The sequence below is a fragment of the Phytopseudomonas dryadis genome (assembly GCF_004327355.1).
Lineage (GTDB): Bacteria > Pseudomonadota > Gammaproteobacteria > Pseudomonadales > Pseudomonadaceae > Aquipseudomonas > Aquipseudomonas dryadis.
Map to the genome: position 1 here is coordinate 66,855 of NZ_QJUM01000004.1, position 17,017 is coordinate 83,871.

Here is a 17,017-nt window from a genome sequence, read left to right on the forward strand (position 1 = left end):
ACCATGAGCGCCACACAGCCTGACCTCAGCAGCCACGGAAGCCTTTCTTGAAGACATTCGACCACCTCAGCGTGATCGGCCTGCGTGAATGGGTCAACCTGCCCGACCTGGGCATCATCGGCCTGCGCGCCAAGATCGATACCGGGGCCAGCACGTCCAGCCTGCATGCCAGCGATATCCAGACTTTCGAGCGCGATGGCGAGCAGTGGGTGCGCTTCACCGCCTACATCGGCACCCAGGTACAACGCCGGCACCGCTGCGAAGCCCGTCTGGTGACGGTCAAGAGCATCAAGAGCTCCAACGGCCTGGCGCAAAGCCGCTACGTCATACGTACCAGCCTGGTGCTGGGCGACCGGCTGTGGCCGGTGGAATTCACCCTGGCCAGCCGCAAGACCATGCGCTATCGCATGCTGCTCGGTTCCAAGGCGCTGATCGACGGCCAACTGGTGGTCAATCCCGCGCTCGCCTATGTTCAGGACAAACCCACGCTTACCGACCTTAGCGGTGCCCAATGAAAATCGCTGTGCTGTCGCGCAACCCGCGCCTGTATTCCACCCGCCGCCTGGTCGAAGCCGGGCAGCAGCGCGGCCATGAAGTGGTGGTGATCGACACCCTGCGCGCGTACATGAACATCGCCAGCCACAAGCCGCAGATCCACTACCGCGGGCGCCCGCTGGAGGGCTTCGACGCGGTGATCCCGCGCATCGGCGCCTCGGTGACCTTCTATGGCTGCGCGGTGCTGCGCCAGTTCGAGATGATGGGCGTGGTGCCGCTCAACGAATCGGTGGCCATCGCCCGCTCGCGGGACAAGCTGCGTTCGCTGCAGCTGCTGTCGCGGCGTGGCGTGGGCCTGCCGGTGACCGGTTTCGCCCACTCGCCGGACGACATCCCCGACCTGATCCAGATGGTCAACGGCGCGCCGCTGGTGATCAAGGTGCTGGAGGGCACCCAGGGCATCGGCGTGGTGCTGTGCGAAACGGAAAAGGCCGCCGAATCGGTGATCGAGGCCTTCATGGGCCTCAAGCAGAACATCATGGTGCAGGAGTACATCAAGGAAGCCGGCGGCGCCGACATCCGCTGCTTCGTGGTCGGCGACAAGGTGATCGCGGCGATGAAGCGCCAGGCCAAGCCCGGCGAATTCCGCTCCAACCTGCACCGCGGCGGTACCGCCAGCCTGATCAAGATCACCCCGGAAGAGCGCATGACCGCCATTCGCGCGGCCAAGGTCATGGGCCTGTCGGTGGCCGGCGTCGACATCCTGCGCTCCAACCATGGCCCGCTGGTGATGGAAGTGAACTCCTCGCCCGGCCTGGAAGGCATCGAGGTGACCACCGGCAAGGATGTCGCCGGGATGATCATCCAGTACCTGGAAAAGAACGGCGGCCCGCATCTGACCCGCACCAAGGGCAAGGGATGAGCCAGCCATTCGCAGGGCGCCTGGCCCTGATCGCGCCGGCGGCGGCCATCGCCGAGGATGTGCTCGAAGCGACCCTGGCGCAGCTCGAGGTGCTGGGCATCGACTATCACCTGGGCGCCCATGTCCGGGCCCGCCATCGCTACCTGGCCGGCACGCCGGCACAGCGGCTTGCCGACCTGCACCAGGCCTTCGGCCTGGCGGATATCGAGGCGGTGTGGTGCCTGCGCGGAGGCTATGGCTGCGCGCACCTGCTGCCCGGCATCGACTGGGCGCTGCTGCGACGCGCCAGTGCCCGGCCGCTGATCGGTTTTTCCGACCTGTCGATCCTGCTCGCCGCCTTCCAGCGGCATGGCCTGCCGGCGATCCACGGGCCGGTGGCCACGGCCCTGGGTCGGCAGCCCCTGTCTGCGCCAACGGGCCAGCGCGAACGCCTGGCTTCGCTACAGGCGCTATGGCAGTTGCTGCAGGGCCACGGCCGGCCGTTGCCGGTGCGGCATATCGCCGGGCCGACCCGGCCGGTCGACGGCCCCCTGGTCGGCGGCAACCTCACCGCCCTGGCCAGCGCCTGCGGCACCCTGGGCCAGTTGCAGCTGCCGGACAACGCCATCCTCATCCTCGAGGATGTCGGCGAGCCCTACTACCGGCTCGAGCGCAGCTTCTGGCAGTTGTTCGAAAGCTTCGGCGAGCGTCGCCCGGCAGCGGTATGCCTGGGCAGCTTCAGCGATTGCCCACGGCGCGGCGTCCAGCACAGCATCGAGGCGATCATCGGCGAATACCTGGCGCCGTTCGCCATCCCGCTGTACGGCGACCTGCCCAGCGGCCACGGCGACGCCAACCTCGCCTGGCCCTATGGCCACCCGGCGCGACTGCGGGGCAGCACGCTGGACTGGTGAGCGAGCCGCCGCGGCACCGGTTCGGCCTGGCCGCTCTCCTGCTACGCGGGAACCCTCGACCCGGGTGTCTCCAGCCAGGCCAGGAACGCCGCCTCCGGCATCGGCTGGCCGAGCAGATAACCCTGCCCCAGGGCACAGCCCAGGGCATTGAGGCGGTCGAACTGGGCCTGTGTCTCGATGCCTTCGGCGACACACTCCAGCCCCAGGTTGCGGGCGATCACCAGGATGGTCTCGACCAGCATGGCACCGCTGCTGTCTTCGCCGCCGCCGAGATCCTGGGTGAAACTGCGATCGATCTTCAGGCGATCCAGCGGCAGGCGCTTGAGGTAGGTCAGCGACGAGTAGCCGGTGCCGAAATCGTCGATGGCGAAGCGCACGCCCAGCGCCTTGAGCGCCTGCATGTTGGCGATGCACTGCTCGACGTCCTCGAGCAGCACGCCCTCGGTGATCTCCAGTTCCAGCGCCGCCGCCGGCACCCGATGGCGCTCCAGGCAGCCGCGCACGCGTTCCACGCAAATCCGGCTGCGCAGCTCGCGCGGGCTCAGGTTGACGGCGAGCACCAGATGCGGCCGCAGCGGCAGCCAGCGGCCCAGTGTGGCGCATGCCTGCTCCAGCACCCAGTTGCCGATGTCCTGGATCAGGCCGGTCTCCTCGGCCAGCGGGATGAACTGCCCCGGCAGGATTTCACCACGGTCGGGATGGACCCAGCGCAACAGCACTTCGGCGCCGATGATCCGCCCCCCGTCGAGCTGCAGTTGCGGCTGGAACGCCAGGTGCAACTGGCCGCGCTGGATCGCCTGGCGCAGTTCGCCCTGCAACTGCAGGCGCTGATCGATGGCCGCCTGCATCTGCGGCGCGAAGAAATGCAGCGCGTTACGGCCCGCGTGCTTGGCCCGGTACATGGCGGTGTCGGCCTGCTTCAGCACATCGGCCGCGACCTGTTCGCCGAATGGGTGCAAGGCGATGCCGATGCTGGCGCTGATGACCAGTTCATGGCCATCGACCTGACAGGAGGCCTCGAGGTTCTTGAGCAATTTCTCCGCCATCAGCGCCGCCTGCTCGGCGGCGAGTTCGGGGTTGGCATCCAGCGCCTCGAGCAGCACCACGAACTCGTCGCCGCCCATGCGCGCCAGGGTGTCTTCGGCGCGCAGCGCGGCGGCCAGGCGGTGGGTGACCTCGCGCAGCAGGTTGTCGCCCACCAGATGCCCCAGGCTGTCGTTGACCGTCTTGAAGTGATCCAGATCGATGAACAGCAACGCGCCCAGCGTGCCTTCGCGCAGCTCGCGATCCATGGCGTGCTGCAAGCGGTCGAGCAGCAGACGACGATTGGGCAGCCCGGTCAATTCATCGCTGTAGGCCAGCCGCTCGATTTCGCGCTGGTAACGCTGGCGTTCGGAAATATCGGAAATGCTGCAGCGAATCATCGCCGGCTCGCCGGGCATGCGCACCAGGCGTACCTCGCAGGGGAACTGCCGGCCGCTGCTGTCGCGGTGCATCCATTCGAACACCGGCGCGGCGCCCTGCAGAGCGCTCTCCACGTAGGCCTTGCCGGCCAGGGCCGACGGCTGGCCGTCGGGCTGGCGCAAGGGGCTCAGCTCGAAGGGCTTGCGGCTGAGCATGTCTTCGCGGCGGCAACGGAACAGGCGCAAGGCGTTCTCGTTGAAATCGACCATGCCGCCATCCTCGGTGAACAGCATGATGGCTTCCGGGGCATGCTCGACGATGGTGCGGTAGCGCGCCTCGGCCTCGAAGCGCGCGCTGATGTCTTCGACCAGCAGCAGGAACATGCCGACCCGGCCACTGCGCTTGCGCACCGCGCGCAGGTTGACCCGGGTATGCACCTGCGAGCCATCGGCGCGCAGGAAACGCTTGTCGCACTCATAGCCCTCGCGCTTACCGTCGAGCACCTCGTCGAGCAGTTGCCGCTCGGCCTCGAGGTCCTCGGCGACACTGATGCTCTCCCAACTGCAGCGCTGCAACTGTTCGCGACTGCGGCCGAGGATGCTGCACAGCTTGAGGTTGACCTCCTCCCAGGCGAATTCCGGACTGGTCAGCGCCATGCCGATCAGCGGGGCTTCGAAGAACAGCCGCAGGCGGTCATCGCGCTCGCGCAACTGCTGCTCGGTGCGGCGCCGCGCGCTGATGTCCTGAACGGCGCCATAGACCCGTACCAGAGCATCGCCATCATGCTCGCTGACGCCACGGATACGTACCCAGCGCGTCCTGCCCTTGCCGGTGGTCATGCGCACTTCGATGTCGAATTGTTCGCCACCGTTGCGCATCCGCTGCTGCGTCTCGCGCGCCAGCATCCGGCCGGCCGAATCGAAATGCCCGATCGCCTGCTCGAAGTCCGGCGCGCCGCCATTGGCATCCAGTTCGAAGATGCTGAAACAGCCGGCGCTCCAGTACATGCTCATGTCGTTGAGGTTGATCATCCAGCCGCCCAGATCGGCGATATTCTCGGTCTGGCTGAACAGGTAGCTCTGCTGCAGCAACTCCTCGCGCTGGCGGGCGACCTCGCCGGCCAGTTGCTCGCGGGCGCTGACATCCTGCTGCAGCGCGATGAAATGGCTGAGCCCCTGGTCGTCGTGCATCGGCGCGAGGATCACCTCGTTCCAGAACGACTGACCATCCTGGCGCTGGTTGCACAGCACCACATGAGTGCCGGTGCCCCGGCGGATGGCGGCATCCAGCTGACGCATTTCATGAGGGCGCTGCGCGTCATCGAGCAGCGCACGCAAGTTCTTGCCCAGGCTCTGCTGGGCACTGTAGCCGGTGATGCGTTCGAAGGCGGGGTTGCAGTAGATCAGCGGCAGCTCGGCCTGGCGCGCATCGGCGATGACCACCCCCAGCGGGCTGGCCTCCAGCGCCAGCCTGGCCAGTGCCAGTTGCTGCTGCATCAGCGCACTGCTGCGCAGGGCCAGGCGCAGGTCGCTCAGGCTGCGTCCGACCAGCAGGGTCGCCAGGGTCAGCAGCAAGACGCTGAAGTGCAGCTCCAGACGCTGCGGTTCCAGCCAGCCGGCGCTGGCGCCCAGGCCGAGCAGCCAGGGCAGCGCGAGGATGTTCAGGGCGCTGAGCCAGGCACTGCACAAGGCCCCGGGAAAGCCCCAGAGCAACGCCAGGCCCAGGGTCACCGCGCCGATCAAGGGCAGCTTGAGCGTCAATGGCAACAGCCCGACCAGTACCGGCAGGCACAGCAACAGCGCCAGCAGCAACGGCCACGGCGGCAGACGGCGCAAGACCTCGGGCACCCGTTCCAGGGGTGGCTGCGCCGTCGGCGTCGGCAGCAGCCAGCCACGCCGGCGCAACAGCGGGCTGAGGTAGCTCAGCAGGGGAATGGAAATCACCAGCGCGGTCAGACTGTCGGCCAGCCACAGGGTCATGATCACCTGCGTCCAGTCACCCTGCTCCAGGTCACCGAGCAGCCACAGGTTGACCTGCAGACCGACGCAGGTCAGCGCTGCCGGACACAGCACGCCCAACAGCATGAAGCGCAACAGATGAGCCGTATCCGGCAAGGCCACATCGAAGGGACGCGCGCGCAGCAACAGATAGCTCAGGCCGACGCCGATGGTTTCCGGCAGGGCATGCACCGGCGCCCAGCGCCAGTCGAGCCCCCATAGCGGCGTGCAGAGCAGGGCATTGGCATACAGCGCCAACAGCACCCGTGGCCCCCACCACAGGCACAGCACCAGGCCGAGCGCGAATGGCAGATACCAGATCGCCACTCCGCCATGGAAGTGGGTCGCCAGGGAAAGCCAGGAGGCCACATGGAAGATCGGCAGTGGCAACCACCATGTCCAGGACGGCAGGCGATCGGGATTTACGGGCATGCTGACCTCATGTCGGAGCACCCACACAGCATAGTGCAGCCGCCATCGCTGGTCAGCTCACGCCGCGAATAAAGCCAGGCGAGACGGCGGCAGCCATAAGGCGATAGCGGCCTTCGGCCTTCGATCAAAAGCGCTTGAGGCTGGAAAGCTGGACGAAAGAGCCTATGCGGTTTGCTTGTCGTTCAGCCTCCAGCCTCTAGCGCTCTTATCGGCCGTCCGCTTCCGCCTTTGAGCAACCAGTCAGACCGCATCGCGCGGCAGCAGCAGGCCCAGTGGCAGACAGATACGCGCCTCCAGGCCACCGCCGGAACGGTTGCGCAACTCGACGCTGCCGCCGTGCAGCGCGGCGATGCGCTTGACGATGGCCAGGCCCAGCCCCGCGCCCTGCCCGCCGCGGGCGCGGTCGCCACGGATGAAGGGGTTGAAGATATTGCCCAGTTCCGTGGGATCGATACCGGTACCGCGGTCGAGCACGCTGAGCACGACGTAGGGCGCGCCGTCGTCGCCCGCCAGCGACAGGGCGATTTCCACGGCGTTGCCACCGTAACGCAGCGCGTTCTCGATCAGGTTGACGATCAGGCGCTTGATCGAGACGCGCCGCAGGGGAAACGCCGGCACGGGCTCCAGGCACAGACGCACCAGCTCCTGCTTCTGGTTGTAGGGCGCAGCCACCTCGCGGATCAGCTCGGGCAGCTCGAGCTCTTCCACCGGCTCGTCGCGACCGTCGCGGATAAAGGCCAGGAACTGATCGAGGATGGCGTCCATGTCCTCGATGTCGCGCACCATGTCGTCGGTGAGCTCGGAATCGTTGTTGAGAAACTCCAGCGACAGGCGCAAGCGCGTCAGCGGCGTGCGCAAGTCGTGGGAAACCCCGGCCAGCATCAGTTCGCGTTCGCGGGCGGCCTGTTCGACGTCCTCGGCCATCTGGTTGAAGGCGCGATACACCTCGGTCATCTCGCTCGGCGTATCGCTCACCGGCAGGCGCACGCTGCGTCCCTGGCCGATCTGCCGGGCGGCGAAGACCAGACGCTTGAGCGGCGCGTTGAGCTGACGCACGAAGATCCAGGCGGCCGCCGTGGACAGCAGGCCGATGCCGAGGAACCAGCCGAGCACGCTCCAGATGCGCTGGCCACGCAGCGGATGGGGATACAGCGGCACCCGCAGCCATTCATCGCCCAGGCTCGGCGCATGCACCCACAGCGCGGGCGGACTCTTGGCCCGTACCCGGGTCTCGGTATCGGGGCCCAGTTCGGACTGCATCTGGCGCTGGAATATTTCGCTGTAGGGCCAGTGCTCCTCGCTGGCCGGCACCTCGGTACGCGGCACGCGCTTGAGCCCGGCGGCCTCGGCGATGTTGGACCGGTCCTCCGGATCCGCCGCCCAGTAGGCGCGCAGGGTCAGCGCCGCGCCATGGCTGTACTGCCGGTCGACCAGCACGTCCTCGTTCATCATCAGATAGACCAGGGTCAGCGCCTTGGAGAACAGCACGACGATGAGCACCAGCCAGAGGGTGCGCGAGAAGAAGCTTTGCGGGAACCAGAGTGGAGCTTTCATAATTAAGAACCGAATCAGAGCGCTGAAGGCTGGAGGCGGAACGGAAGAGCGCCGTCGTTCAGCCTCCAGCCTCTCGCGTTTTTTCGGCTTATTTGTTGCCATCCGGCACGAACACGTAGCCCACGCCCCAGACGGTCTGGATGTAACGTGGCTTGGACGGGTCCGGCTCGATCAGGCGGCGCAGGCGGGAGATCTGCACGTCGATGGAACGCTCCAGGGCGTCCCATTCGCGGCCGCGCGCCAGGTTCATCAGCTTGTCCCGGGTCAGCGGTTCACGGGCGTGCTGCACCAGCGCCTTGAGCACGGCGAATTCGCCGGTGGTGAGCATGTGCACCTCGTCGCCCTTCTTCAGTTCGCGGGTGGCCAGCGACAGCTCGTAGTCGCCGAAGGTGACGGTCTCGTCCTCGCTGCCTGGCGCGCCGGGCACCACCGGCGCCTGGCGGCGCAGCACGGCCTTGATCCGCGCCAGCAGCTCGCGCGGGTTGAAGGGTTTGGCCAGGTAATCGTCGGCGCCCAGTTCCAGGCCCTGGATACGGCTGCTCTCGTCGCCCTTGGCGGTGAGCATGATGATCGGCACCTGATTGTTAGAGGCCCGCAGGCGACGGCAGGCGGACAGGCCGTCCTCGCCCGGCAGCATCAGGTCGAGCACCACCAGATTGAACAGCTCGCGCGCCAGCAGGCGATCCATCTGCTCGACGTTTTCCACCGCGCGCACGCGGTAGCCCTGCTCGTCGAAAAAGCGCTCGAGCAGGCGCCGCAGACGGGCATCGTCATCGACAATCAGGATCTTCTCACCTTCGACCGGTAGTGCTGCAGTGCTGCTCATAGGGGCTCCTTGATCGAGAATTCGGGACGCGACGCGCCCGACTTCAACGCGGCATTATGGCTCAGAGGCCGTATAGACCACGTAGTGTCCATTGTTAGCAGATTTTTCGGTTTGGAGGGGGCTGGAAGCTGTTTTGCTCGGGCCCTGCCGCTGTCAAGCTTTTTCGCCCAGCCTTCAGCCTTTAGCGCCTTTATCGGCTTCTGCCCCGTAGCCTGGGTTGAGCGCAGCGATACCCAGGTAAACCCTTCCCGGGTGTCGCTCCGCTCGACCCGGGCTACCAGGCTTTTTCGTTCAGCCTTCAGCCTCCAGCGCTGTTCTCGGCTTCTAGCCTTTCTCGTCCAGCGTTTTTTTCGACTTCCAGTTTCAGGCTTCCAGCTGCTTTTATACCGCTATAATGCGCCGCTTTATCGTCCGGCCGATCATGAGCGAGGCCGGTTCTTATTCGTTCCAGGGTAGGCTTACTTTTCCATGCTCAGCATCAACAACCGTATCGCCGAAGAACTGGGCGTGCGCCCGCAACAGGTCGCCGCCGCCGTCGCGCTGCTCGACGAAGGTTCCACCGTGCCGTTCATCGCACGCTACCGCAAGGAAGTCACCGGCAGCCTGGATGACACCCAACTGCGCAACCTGGAAGAACGCCTGCGCTACCTGCGCGAACTCGACGAGCGCCGCGCCAGCATCCTCGCCAGCATCGAGGAACAGGGCAAGCTGACCCCCGAGCTGCGCCGCGAGATCGACCTCGCCGAGACCAAGACCCGCCTCGAAGACCTGTACCTGCCCTACAAGCAGAAGCGCCGCACCAAGGGCCAGATCGCCCTGGAAGCCGGCCTCGGCGAGCTGGCCGACGCGCTGTTCGACGACCCGAGCCTGAGCCCGGAAAGCGAAGCGGCGCGGTTCATCGACGCTGAAAAAGGCTTTGCCGACATCAAGGCCGTGCTCGAAGGCGCCAAGTACATCCTCATGGAGCGCTTCGCCGAGGACGCCAGCCTGCTCGCCAGCCTGCGCGGCTTCCTCAAGGACAACGCCACCCTCAGCGCCCGGGTGGTCGCCGGCAAGGAAAGCGAAGGCGCCAAGTTCCGCGACTATTTCGAACACGACGAGACGCTCAAGGGCGCGCCGTCGCACCGCGCCCTGGCGATCTTCCGCGGGCGCAACGAGGGCATCCTCGGCGTCAGCCTCAAGGTCGGCGAGGAGCTGCCGGGCACCCTGCACCCCTGCGAGGGCATGATCGCCGAGCGTTTCGGCATCGCCAACCAGGGCCGCGCCGCCGACAAATGGCTGGGCGAAGTGGTGCGCTGGACCTGGAAGGTCAAGCTCTACACCCACCTGGAAACCGACCTGCTCGGCGAGCTGCGCGAGGGCGCCGAAGACGAGGCGATCAGCGTCTTCGCCCGCAACCTGCACGACCTGCTGCTGGCCGCGCCGGCCGGCCCGCGCGCCACCCTCGGCCTCGACCCGGGCCTGCGCACCGGCTGCAAGGTCGCCGTGGTCGACGCCACCGGCAAGCTGCTCGATACCGCCACCGTCTACCCCCACGCGCCGCGCAACGACTGGGACGGCACCCTCAACGTGCTGGCCAGGCTGTGCGCCAGGCACGGTGTCGACCTGATCGCCATCGGCAACGGCACCGCCAGCCGCGAGACCGACAAGCTGGCCATCGAGCTGATCAAGAAATACCCGGGCCTGAAGATGACCAAGATCATGGTCAGCGAAGCCGGCGCCTCGGTGTACTCGGCCTCGGAGCTGGCCGCCCGGGAATTCCCCGACCTGGACGTGTCCCTGCGCGGTGCCGTGTCCATCGCCCGGCGCCTGCAGGACCCGCTGGCCGAACTGGTCAAGATCGATCCCAAGTCCATCGGCGTCGGCCAGTACCAGCACGACGTCTCGCAGCTCAAGCTGGCGCGCAGCCTCGACGCCGTGGTGGAGGACTGCGTGAACGCCGTCGGCGTGGACGTCAACACCGCCTCCAGCGCGCTGCTGGCGCGGATCTCCGGGCTCAACGCCAGCCTGGCGCAGAATATCGTCGCCCACCGCGATGCCCATGGCGCGTTCAAGACCCGCGACGAGCTGAAGAAAGTCCCGCGCCTGGGCGACAAGACCTTCGAGCAGGCCGCCGGCTTCCTGCGCGTGATGAACGGCGACAACCCGCTGGACGCCTCCGCCGTGCACCCGGAAACCTACCCGCTGGTGCAGCGCATCGCCGTCGACACCGGCCGCGACATCCGCTCGCTGATCGGCGACGCGGGCTTCCTCAAGCGCCTCGATCCGAAGAAGTTCACCGACGAGACGTTCGGCCTGGTAACCATCGGCGACATCCTCAGCGAGCTGGAAAAGCCCGGCCGCGACCCGCGTCCCGAGTTCAAGACCGCGGAATTCCAGGAGGGCGTGGAAACCCTCAAGGATCTCGAGCTGGGCATGATCCTCGAAGGCGTGGTGACCAACGTCACCAACTTCGGCGCCTTCGTCGACATCGGCGTGCACCAGGACGGCCTGGTGCACATCTCCGCCCTGTCGGAGAAGTTCATCAAGGACCCGCGCGAGGCGGTCAAGGCCGGCGACGTGGTCAAGGTCAAGGTCATGGAGGTGGACATCCCGCGTAACCGCATCGCCCTGTCGATGCGCATGGGCGACACCCCGGGCGAGAAGATCGAAGGCCCGCGCGGCGGTGCTCGCCAGGGCGGTCGCGGCGCCCAGGCGCCGCGCAGCGAACGTCACTCCGGGCAGGACAAGCCGGCTCCGGCCAACGCGGCCATGGCCGCGCTGTTCGCCAATGCCAAGCAACTGAGGAAATAACCCGTGAGCGAACCCGTGGAAGCAATCGGCAAGAGCAGCGCCTTCGGCCGTCTGCTCGGCCTGCGGATCGTCAAGGCCGAAGGCGGCGAAGCGGTGATCGACCTGAGCATGCACGACGGCCTGCGCAACCTGCATGGCAAGCTGCACGGCGGTGCGCTGTTCTCCCTGATCGATACCGCCATGGGCCAGGCCAGCCACAGCCTGGGTGACGGCGAGCCGAACAGCGTCACCCTGGAATGCAAGGTCAACTACATCCGCGCGGTGACCGATGGCGAGCTGAGTTGCCGGGCCTGGGTGGTGCATGCCGGGCGCCGGACCCAGGTGATCGAAGCCGAGGTGCACCAGAACGGCAAGCTGATCGCCAAGGCCCAGGCGACCTTCGCCTGCCTGTGATCGCCACCCTGCGGCGCCCGGCTTCGCTCGGGCGCCGCGGCCCGCTAGAATGCAGGCCACACTGACCCGCCAGACGACCAACGTCGGTAACCGTCCCCTTGTACGGCGCACGATCCACCCCCATATTGGGGCGACCGCTGCGTGAAGGAATGCAATCTTGAGCGACCTGTTCTCCCGTCGTCTGGCTCTGCTCGGCGAGCACGCCAACCTCTCCCTGCTGTCCCAGTGCCTGCACGGCATCGAGCGCGAGTGCCTGCGCGTCGACGGCAACGGCCAACTGGCGCTGAGCGGACACCCGGCGGCCCTGGGCTCGGCCCTGACCAACGCGCAGATCACCACGGACTATTCCGAATCGCTGCTCGAGTTCATCACGCCGACCGCCACCGACCCGGCCACCACCCTGGCCGAACTGGAACGCATCCACCGTTTCGTCTACAGCAAGCTCGATGGCGAATACCTGTGGAGCCCATCGATGCCCGGCCCGCTGCCGGACGAAGAGATCATCCCGATCGCCCGCTACGGCCACTCGCACATCGGCCAGCTCAAGTACGTCTACCGCAAGGGCCTGGCCCTGCGTTACGGCAAGACCATGCAGTGCATCGCCGGCATCCATTACAACTTTTCCCTGCCCGAAGCCCTGTGGGCGGTCCTGCAGCAGGCCGAAGGCGACACGCGTAGCGCCCGCGACTTCCAGTCGTCGCGCTACATCGCCCTGATCCGCAACTTCCGCCGCTACAGCTGGCTGCTCATGTACCTGTTCGGCGCCTCCCCGGCCCTGGACCGGAACTTCATGCGCGGCCGCCCGCACCAGTTGCAGGAGCTCGATGCCGACACCCTGTACCTGCCGTACGCCACCAGCCTGCGCATGAGCGACCTGGGCTATCAGAGCGAGGCCCAGGCCGGCCTGACGCCCTGCTACAACGACCTGCCCAGCTACACCGACAGCCTGCGCCAGGCGGTGGCCACCCCCTACCCGCCCTATGTCGACGTCGGCACCAAGAAGGACGGCGAGTGGCTGCAACTCAACACCAACATCCTGCAGATCGAGAACGAGTACTACTCCAACATCCGTCCGAAGCGGGTGACCTACAGCGGCGAGCGCCCGATCCAGGCACTGATGGCCCGCGGCGTGCAGTACGTGGAAGTGCGCTGCCTGGACATCAACCCCTTCCTGCCACTGGGCATCGACCTGGTCGAATCGCGTTTCCTCGACGCCTTCCTGTTGTTCTGCGCCCTGCAGGACAGCCCGCAGCTGAGCAATGGCGAGTGCGGCAACTGCTCCGACAACTTCCTCAAGGTGGTCAAGGAGGGCCGTCGCCCGGGCCTGCACCTGCAGCGCCAGGGCGTACCGGTGGTGCTGCAGAGCTGGGCCCACGAGCTGCTCGACGGCATCGAAGCGCTGGCCGCGCTGCTCGACGCCAGCCAGGGCGGCGACGCCCATCGCGCCGCCCTGCAGGCGCAACGGGCGAAGATCGATGACGCCAGCCTGACACCATCGGCCCAGGTGCTGGCACAGTTGCAGCAGGGCGAAAGCTTTGCCGCGTTCGCCCTGCGCCAGAGCAAGCGCCACGCCGAATACTTCCGCCAGCAGCCGCTGAGCCGCGAGCAACAGGCCGAATTCGAAGAGGCCGCCGCACGCTCGCTGCAGGAACAGGCGGAGCTGGAAGCCCACGAAGACGGCGATTTCGACAGCTTCGCCGCCGCCTACCAGGCCAGCATCCTGGCTCTGGCGGTATAGGGTCTGTTGACGTTTCAGCGCAAGCCGCGTTGCCGCGAGAAATCTCGCCAGGCCGGGCGGCGATCCGCTAGGCGGAGGACGCCGGGAATGGACTAGCCGTCCGCGTGTTCCCTTGCCAAGTCCTCCAACAACGATAGGGTCTGTCGAGCCTACATGCCCGCTCGTGGTGCAGCGACTTTCGTCGACTGCATCACAAAAAAAGCCAGCGGCAGTAAATCCATGACCAGCGGCTCGGTTCGTGCATCCCGACTTGGCTAGCATTGAGCCTGAGCACTCAATGCGAATCCCAGCCCATGTCCCACCGTGAAAAAGACCAGCACTGGAGCCTGGAAAGCCTGACCAAGGCCTATCAGCAAGGCTACATGGCAGGCCTCACCGGTCAGTCGGCGCAGTCGCAGCCATTCGCTGCCAGCGTGCCCGCGGCGGCCTGGGAAGCCGGCTGGGTGGATGGCGAAGGCCAGCGCCGGCTCAGCGAAGAGAAACTCAACCGAACGCCCTCCGCCAACAGAAAGCGCGCCTGATTCGAGCCGGCGCGAGCAGCTATTAGCTGCAAGCTAGAAGCCGAGGCAGCCCGTAGACACCACCGTCTTGATCCTTGGCCTGCAAGAGCCCGTTGGGAGCCAGCGGGCTCGCCTGTAGGAGCGTCGACCTCGGCGCGATGCGATGGCGGCCATCCGGCAGAATCTGCGGCGTGACCGCCAATCGCCGCGGGGTCGCGGCTCCTACAAGAGTGTGACGGCCCGTAGTTCGCCCGTGACAATGGATGCGAAGCCCGACCCTGCTAACGCAGGGCTGGATGAAACAAGCGCCGGCTACGCGCCCCAGAAACGAGTTACGCGCAGCACCTGCGTCTGCGCCTGCGCTTGAAGCTTGAAGCTTGAAGCTTGAAGCTTGAAGCTCAGAGCGTCTTCTCGAAGATCTTCGAATTGCGCTGGAAGTTGTACAGCGAAGCCCGCGCCGCCGGCAGGCGCTCGACGCTGCTGGGCGCGAAGCCACGCTCGCGGAACCAGTGAGCGGTGCGGGTGGTGAGGACGAACAAGGTATTGATGCCCATGCCCCGGGCTCGCGCCTCGATGCGCTCGAGCAACTCGTCGCCACGGCCGCCATGGCGATAGTCCGGGTTGACCGCCAGGCAGGCCAGCTCGCCGCAGGTCGAATCCGGGATCGGATAGAGCGCCGCGCAGGCGATGATCATGCCGTCGCGCTCGACGATGCTGAACTGGCCGATCTCGCGCTCCAGCACCTCGCGCGAACGCCGCACCAGGATGCCCTGCTCCTCCAGCGGGCTGATCAGTTCGATCAGGCCGCCGACATCGCCGATGTTCGCCTCGCGCAGCGACTCGAACTGCTCCTGGTCGACCAGGGTGCCGCCACCGTCGCGGGTGAACAGTTCGGTGAGCAGGGAGCCATCGGCCACGTAGCTGACGATATGGCTGCGCTTGACCCCGCTGCGGCAGGCCTGGGCCGCGGCGTCCAGCAACTCGCCCTGATAGTCGCCGCCGAGGCGTGCAACATGTGCCGGCACCTGCTGCGGGCGCAATTCGCGGATCAGCTTGCCGCTGTCGTCGAGCAGCCCCGGCTCGGCGCCGAACAGCACCAGCTTGTCGGCGGCCAGGTCGATGGCCGCGCGCATGGCCACGTCTTCGCAGGCCAGGTTGAAGATCTCGCCGGTCGGCGAATAGCCCAGTGGCGAGAGCAGCACGATATTGCGTTCATCGAGCTGGCGATTGATGCCCTTGCGATCGATGCGCCGCACTTCGCCGGTGTGGTGGTAGTCGATGCCATCGAGCACGCCGATGGGCCGGGCGGTGACGTAGTTGCCGCTGGACACGCGCAGCCGCGCGCCCTGCATGGGCGAAGCCGCCATGTCCATGGACAGGCGCGCCTCGATGGCGATGCGCAACTGCCCCACCGCATCGATCACGCACTCCAGGGTCGGCCCGTCGGTGATGCGCAGGTCGCGGTGAAAGTGCGGCGTCAGCCCGCGCGCCTGCAGGCGTGTCTCGATCTGCGGCCGCGAGCCGTGCACCAGCACCAGGCGCACGCCGAGGCTGTGCAGCAGGACCAGGTCGTGGACGATATTGCCGAAATTGGGATGGGCCACCCCCTCGCCCGGCAACATGACCACGAAGGTGCAGTCGCGGTGGGCGTTGATATAGGGCGAAGCGTGGCGCAGCCAGTTGACGTAGTCGTGCATGTGCAGCGTAACCCTCAGGTAATGTCGCGATCCGAATGAAAAGCGTCAGGCGGCCATGACCATGGCCGCCAGCGGCGCGGAACCCGGGGCTCCGCAGACAGGCTCAGCGCGTTATCGTCGTCGCAACGGCATCGGCGGCGCACTCCTCGTTCAGGCGGGGTTGAGACAGTAATGCTGGATGAGCTGGCGCAACAACCGCACCGTCGGCTCCAGGCGGTCGGTGTCCAGGTATTCGCCCGGCTGGTGCGCGCAGTCGATATCGCCGGGGCCGAGCACCAGGGTCTCGCAGCCAAGCTGCTGGAAATACGGGGCTTCGGTGCCGAAGGCCACTGCCGTCGCGGCATGCCCGGTGAGGCGCTCGGCCAGGCGCACCAGCTCGGCGTCGGCATTCTGCTCATAGGGCGGCACGCTGGGAAACAGCGGATTGAAGTCGATGCTGACCTGGTGCCGCTCGGCCAGCGGCTGCAGCTTCTGCCGAATCGCCGCCCGCAGCGTTTCGGGCTGCATGCCCGGCAGCGGACGCAGGTCGAACTCCAGGGAACATTGGCCACAGATGCGGTTGGGGTTGTCGCCACCATGGATGCAGCCGAAATTGAGGGTAGGCTGCGGCACGCTGAACTGCGGGTTGCGGAATTCGCGCTGCCACTGCTGGCGCAGCTGCATCAGTTCGCCCATCACCTCGTGCATGGCATCCAGCGCGCTGCGCCCCAGGCTCGGGTCCGAGGAGTGGCCGCTCTGGCCGAGGATATCGATGCGCTCCATCATCACGCCCTTGTGCAGGCGGATGGGCTTGAGCCCGGTCGGCTCGCCGATCACCGCGGCACGCCCGAGTGGACGTCCAGCCTCGGCCAGGGCCCGGGCGCCGGACATCGAGCTTTCCTCGTCGCAGGTGGCGAGAATCAGCAAGGGCTGGCGGAAAGGCTGGTCGAGCAGGCCCTGGACGGCCTCGATGATCAGGGCGAAAAAGCCCTTCATGTCGCACACCCCGAGCCCGACCCAGCGATCGCCGACTTCGCTCAGGCTGAGCGGATCGCTGTTCCACAAGGCCTCGTCGAACGGCACGGTGTCGCTGTGTCCGGCCAGCACCAGGCCGCCGGGGCCGCTGCCGTAGGTGGCGAGCAGGTTGAACTTGCCCGCTTCGACCTGCTGCTTCTCGCAGACGAAACCCAGCTCGCTCAACCAGTTGGCCAGCAGGTCGATGACCTGCTGGTTGGACTGATCCAGCGCCGGTTGTGTGCAACTGACCGACGGCGCGGCGATCAGCGCCGCGAAGCGATCCTTGAGCGTGGGAAATGACATGGCGGCTCCTAGGGTCGGTCGCCTCATCATAAACCAATAGAGCAGCTTCAAGTCAGAGCGTGCAGGGCAATCGC

Annotated in this window: 12 protein-coding genes; 7 read left to right on the plus strand and 5 right to left on the minus strand. The window is 66.5% G+C overall.

The annotated features are described in order from the left end of the window. Positions 1-47: 47 nt before the first annotated feature. Genes rimB through DNK34_RS04470 form a run of 3 tightly spaced genes read left to right on the plus strand, consistent with a single transcriptional unit; the run spans position 48 to position 2,310 of the window. Positions 48-515: a retropepsin-like aspartic endopeptidase RimB gene (rimB, locus tag DNK34_RS04460; RefSeq protein ID WP_131174316.1), complete on the plus strand. Its 468-nt coding sequence runs from the start codon at positions 48-50 to the stop codon at positions 513-515. Then, on the plus strand, positions 512-1,417 hold the full coding sequence (gene rimK, locus DNK34_RS04465) for a 30S ribosomal protein S6--L-glutamate ligase (RefSeq protein ID WP_131174317.1): 906 nt from the start codon (positions 512-514) through the stop codon (positions 1,415-1,417). The genes rimB and rimK overlap by 4 nt, the downstream gene beginning before the upstream one ends. Continuing rightward, positions 1,414-2,310, plus strand: coding sequence for a S66 peptidase family protein (locus DNK34_RS04470; RefSeq protein ID WP_131174318.1), 897 nt, complete (start codon positions 1,414-1,416; stop codon positions 2,308-2,310). The genes rimK and DNK34_RS04470 overlap by 4 nt, the downstream gene beginning before the upstream one ends. A 41-nt stretch (positions 2,311-2,351) precedes the next feature. Here DNK34_RS04470 and DNK34_RS04475 read toward each other — a convergent pair whose 3' ends face one another. The 3 genes from DNK34_RS04475 to ompR form a co-directional block, all read right to left on the minus strand. Then, positions 2,352-6,143, minus strand: a complete 3,792-nt coding sequence (locus DNK34_RS04475) for a bifunctional diguanylate cyclase/phosphodiesterase (protein WP_131174319.1) — start codon at positions 6,141-6,143, stop codon at positions 2,352-2,354. Positions 6,144-6,383: 240 nt separating this feature from the next. Next, the gene (locus DNK34_RS04480; RefSeq protein ID WP_131174320.1) at positions 6,384-7,697 is read right to left on the minus strand and encodes an ATP-binding protein; all 1,314 of its coding nucleotides are present in this window, start codon (positions 7,695-7,697) and stop codon (positions 6,384-6,386) included. An 88-nt stretch (positions 7,698-7,785) separates the two neighbouring features. After that, positions 7,786-8,523, minus strand: a complete 738-nt coding sequence (ompR, locus tag DNK34_RS04485) for an osmolarity response regulator transcription factor OmpR (protein WP_131174321.1) — start codon at positions 8,521-8,523, stop codon at positions 7,786-7,788. A 468-nt stretch (positions 8,524-8,991) separates the two neighbouring features. Here ompR and DNK34_RS04490 point away from each other — a divergent pair, with 468 nt between their 5' ends. The 4 genes from DNK34_RS04490 (at position 8,992) to rmf (ending at position 13,968) form a co-directional block, all read left to right on the plus strand. After that, positions 8,992-11,316: a Tex family protein gene (locus DNK34_RS04490; RefSeq protein ID WP_131174322.1), complete on the plus strand. Its 2,325-nt coding sequence runs from the start codon at positions 8,992-8,994 to the stop codon at positions 11,314-11,316. A 3-nt stretch (positions 11,317-11,319) separates the two neighbouring features. After that, positions 11,320-11,709 (plus strand): PaaI family thioesterase, encoded by a 390-nt coding sequence (locus DNK34_RS04495; RefSeq protein ID WP_131174323.1) that lies wholly within the window; start codon positions 11,320-11,322, stop codon positions 11,707-11,709. Positions 11,710-11,866: 157 nt separating this feature from the next. Then, positions 11,867-13,447 carry a glutamate--cysteine ligase gene (gene gshA, locus DNK34_RS04500; protein ID WP_131174324.1) on the plus strand — a complete coding sequence of 527 codons (1,581 nt, stop codon included), beginning with the start codon at positions 11,867-11,869 and terminating at the stop codon, positions 13,445-13,447. A gap of 293 nt (positions 13,448-13,740) precedes the next feature. Next, positions 13,741-13,968 (plus strand): ribosome modulation factor, encoded by a 228-nt coding sequence (gene rmf, locus DNK34_RS04505; RefSeq protein WP_131174325.1) that lies wholly within the window; start codon positions 13,741-13,743, stop codon positions 13,966-13,968. Positions 13,969-14,345: 377 nt separating this feature from the next. On the opposite strand, the gene argA is transcribed toward rmf, so the two are convergent. After that, on the minus strand, positions 14,346-15,644 hold the full coding sequence (gene argA / locus DNK34_RS04510; protein WP_131174326.1) for an amino-acid N-acetyltransferase: 1,299 nt from the start codon (positions 15,642-15,644) through the stop codon (positions 14,346-14,348). A 150-nt stretch (positions 15,645-15,794) separates the two neighbouring features. Continuing rightward, a complete protein-coding gene (argE, locus tag DNK34_RS04515; RefSeq protein WP_131174327.1) occupies positions 15,795-16,943 on the minus strand; it encodes an acetylornithine deacetylase in 1,149 nt (382 codons plus the stop codon). Between the last annotated feature and the right edge of the window lie 74 nt (positions 16,944-17,017).

Bases quoted from the DNA above. Each gene is read 5' to 3' on its own strand.
- DNK34_RS04475 (WP_131174319.1), bottom strand. From the start codon at position 6,143: ATGCCCGTAAATCCCGATCGCCTGCCGTCCTGGACATGGTGGTTGCCA.
- DNK34_RS04480 (WP_131174320.1), bottom strand. From the start codon at position 7,697: ATGAAAGCTCCACTCTGGTTCCCGCAAAGCTTCTTCTCGCGCACCCTC.
- rimK (WP_131174317.1), top strand. From the start codon at position 512: ATGAAAATCGCTGTGCTGTCGCGCAACCCGCGCCTGTATTCCACCCGC.
- rmf (WP_131174325.1), top strand. From the start codon at position 13,741: ATGTCCCACCGTGAAAAAGACCAGCACTGGAGCCTGGAAAGCCTGACC.
- argE (WP_131174327.1), bottom strand. From the start codon at position 16,943: ATGTCATTTCCCACGCTCAAGGATCGCTTCGCGGCGCTGATCGCCGCG.
- DNK34_RS04490 (WP_131174322.1), top strand. From the start codon at position 8,992: ATGCTCAGCATCAACAACCGTATCGCCGAAGAACTGGGCGTGCGCCCG.
- argA (WP_131174326.1), bottom strand. From the start codon at position 15,644: ATGCACGACTACGTCAACTGGCTGCGCCACGCTTCGCCCTATATCAAC.
- DNK34_RS04470 (WP_131174318.1), top strand. From the start codon at position 1,414: ATGAGCCAGCCATTCGCAGGGCGCCTGGCCCTGATCGCGCCGGCGGCG.
- ompR (WP_131174321.1), bottom strand. From the start codon at position 8,523: ATGAGCAGCACTGCAGCACTACCGGTCGAAGGTGAGAAGATCCTGATT.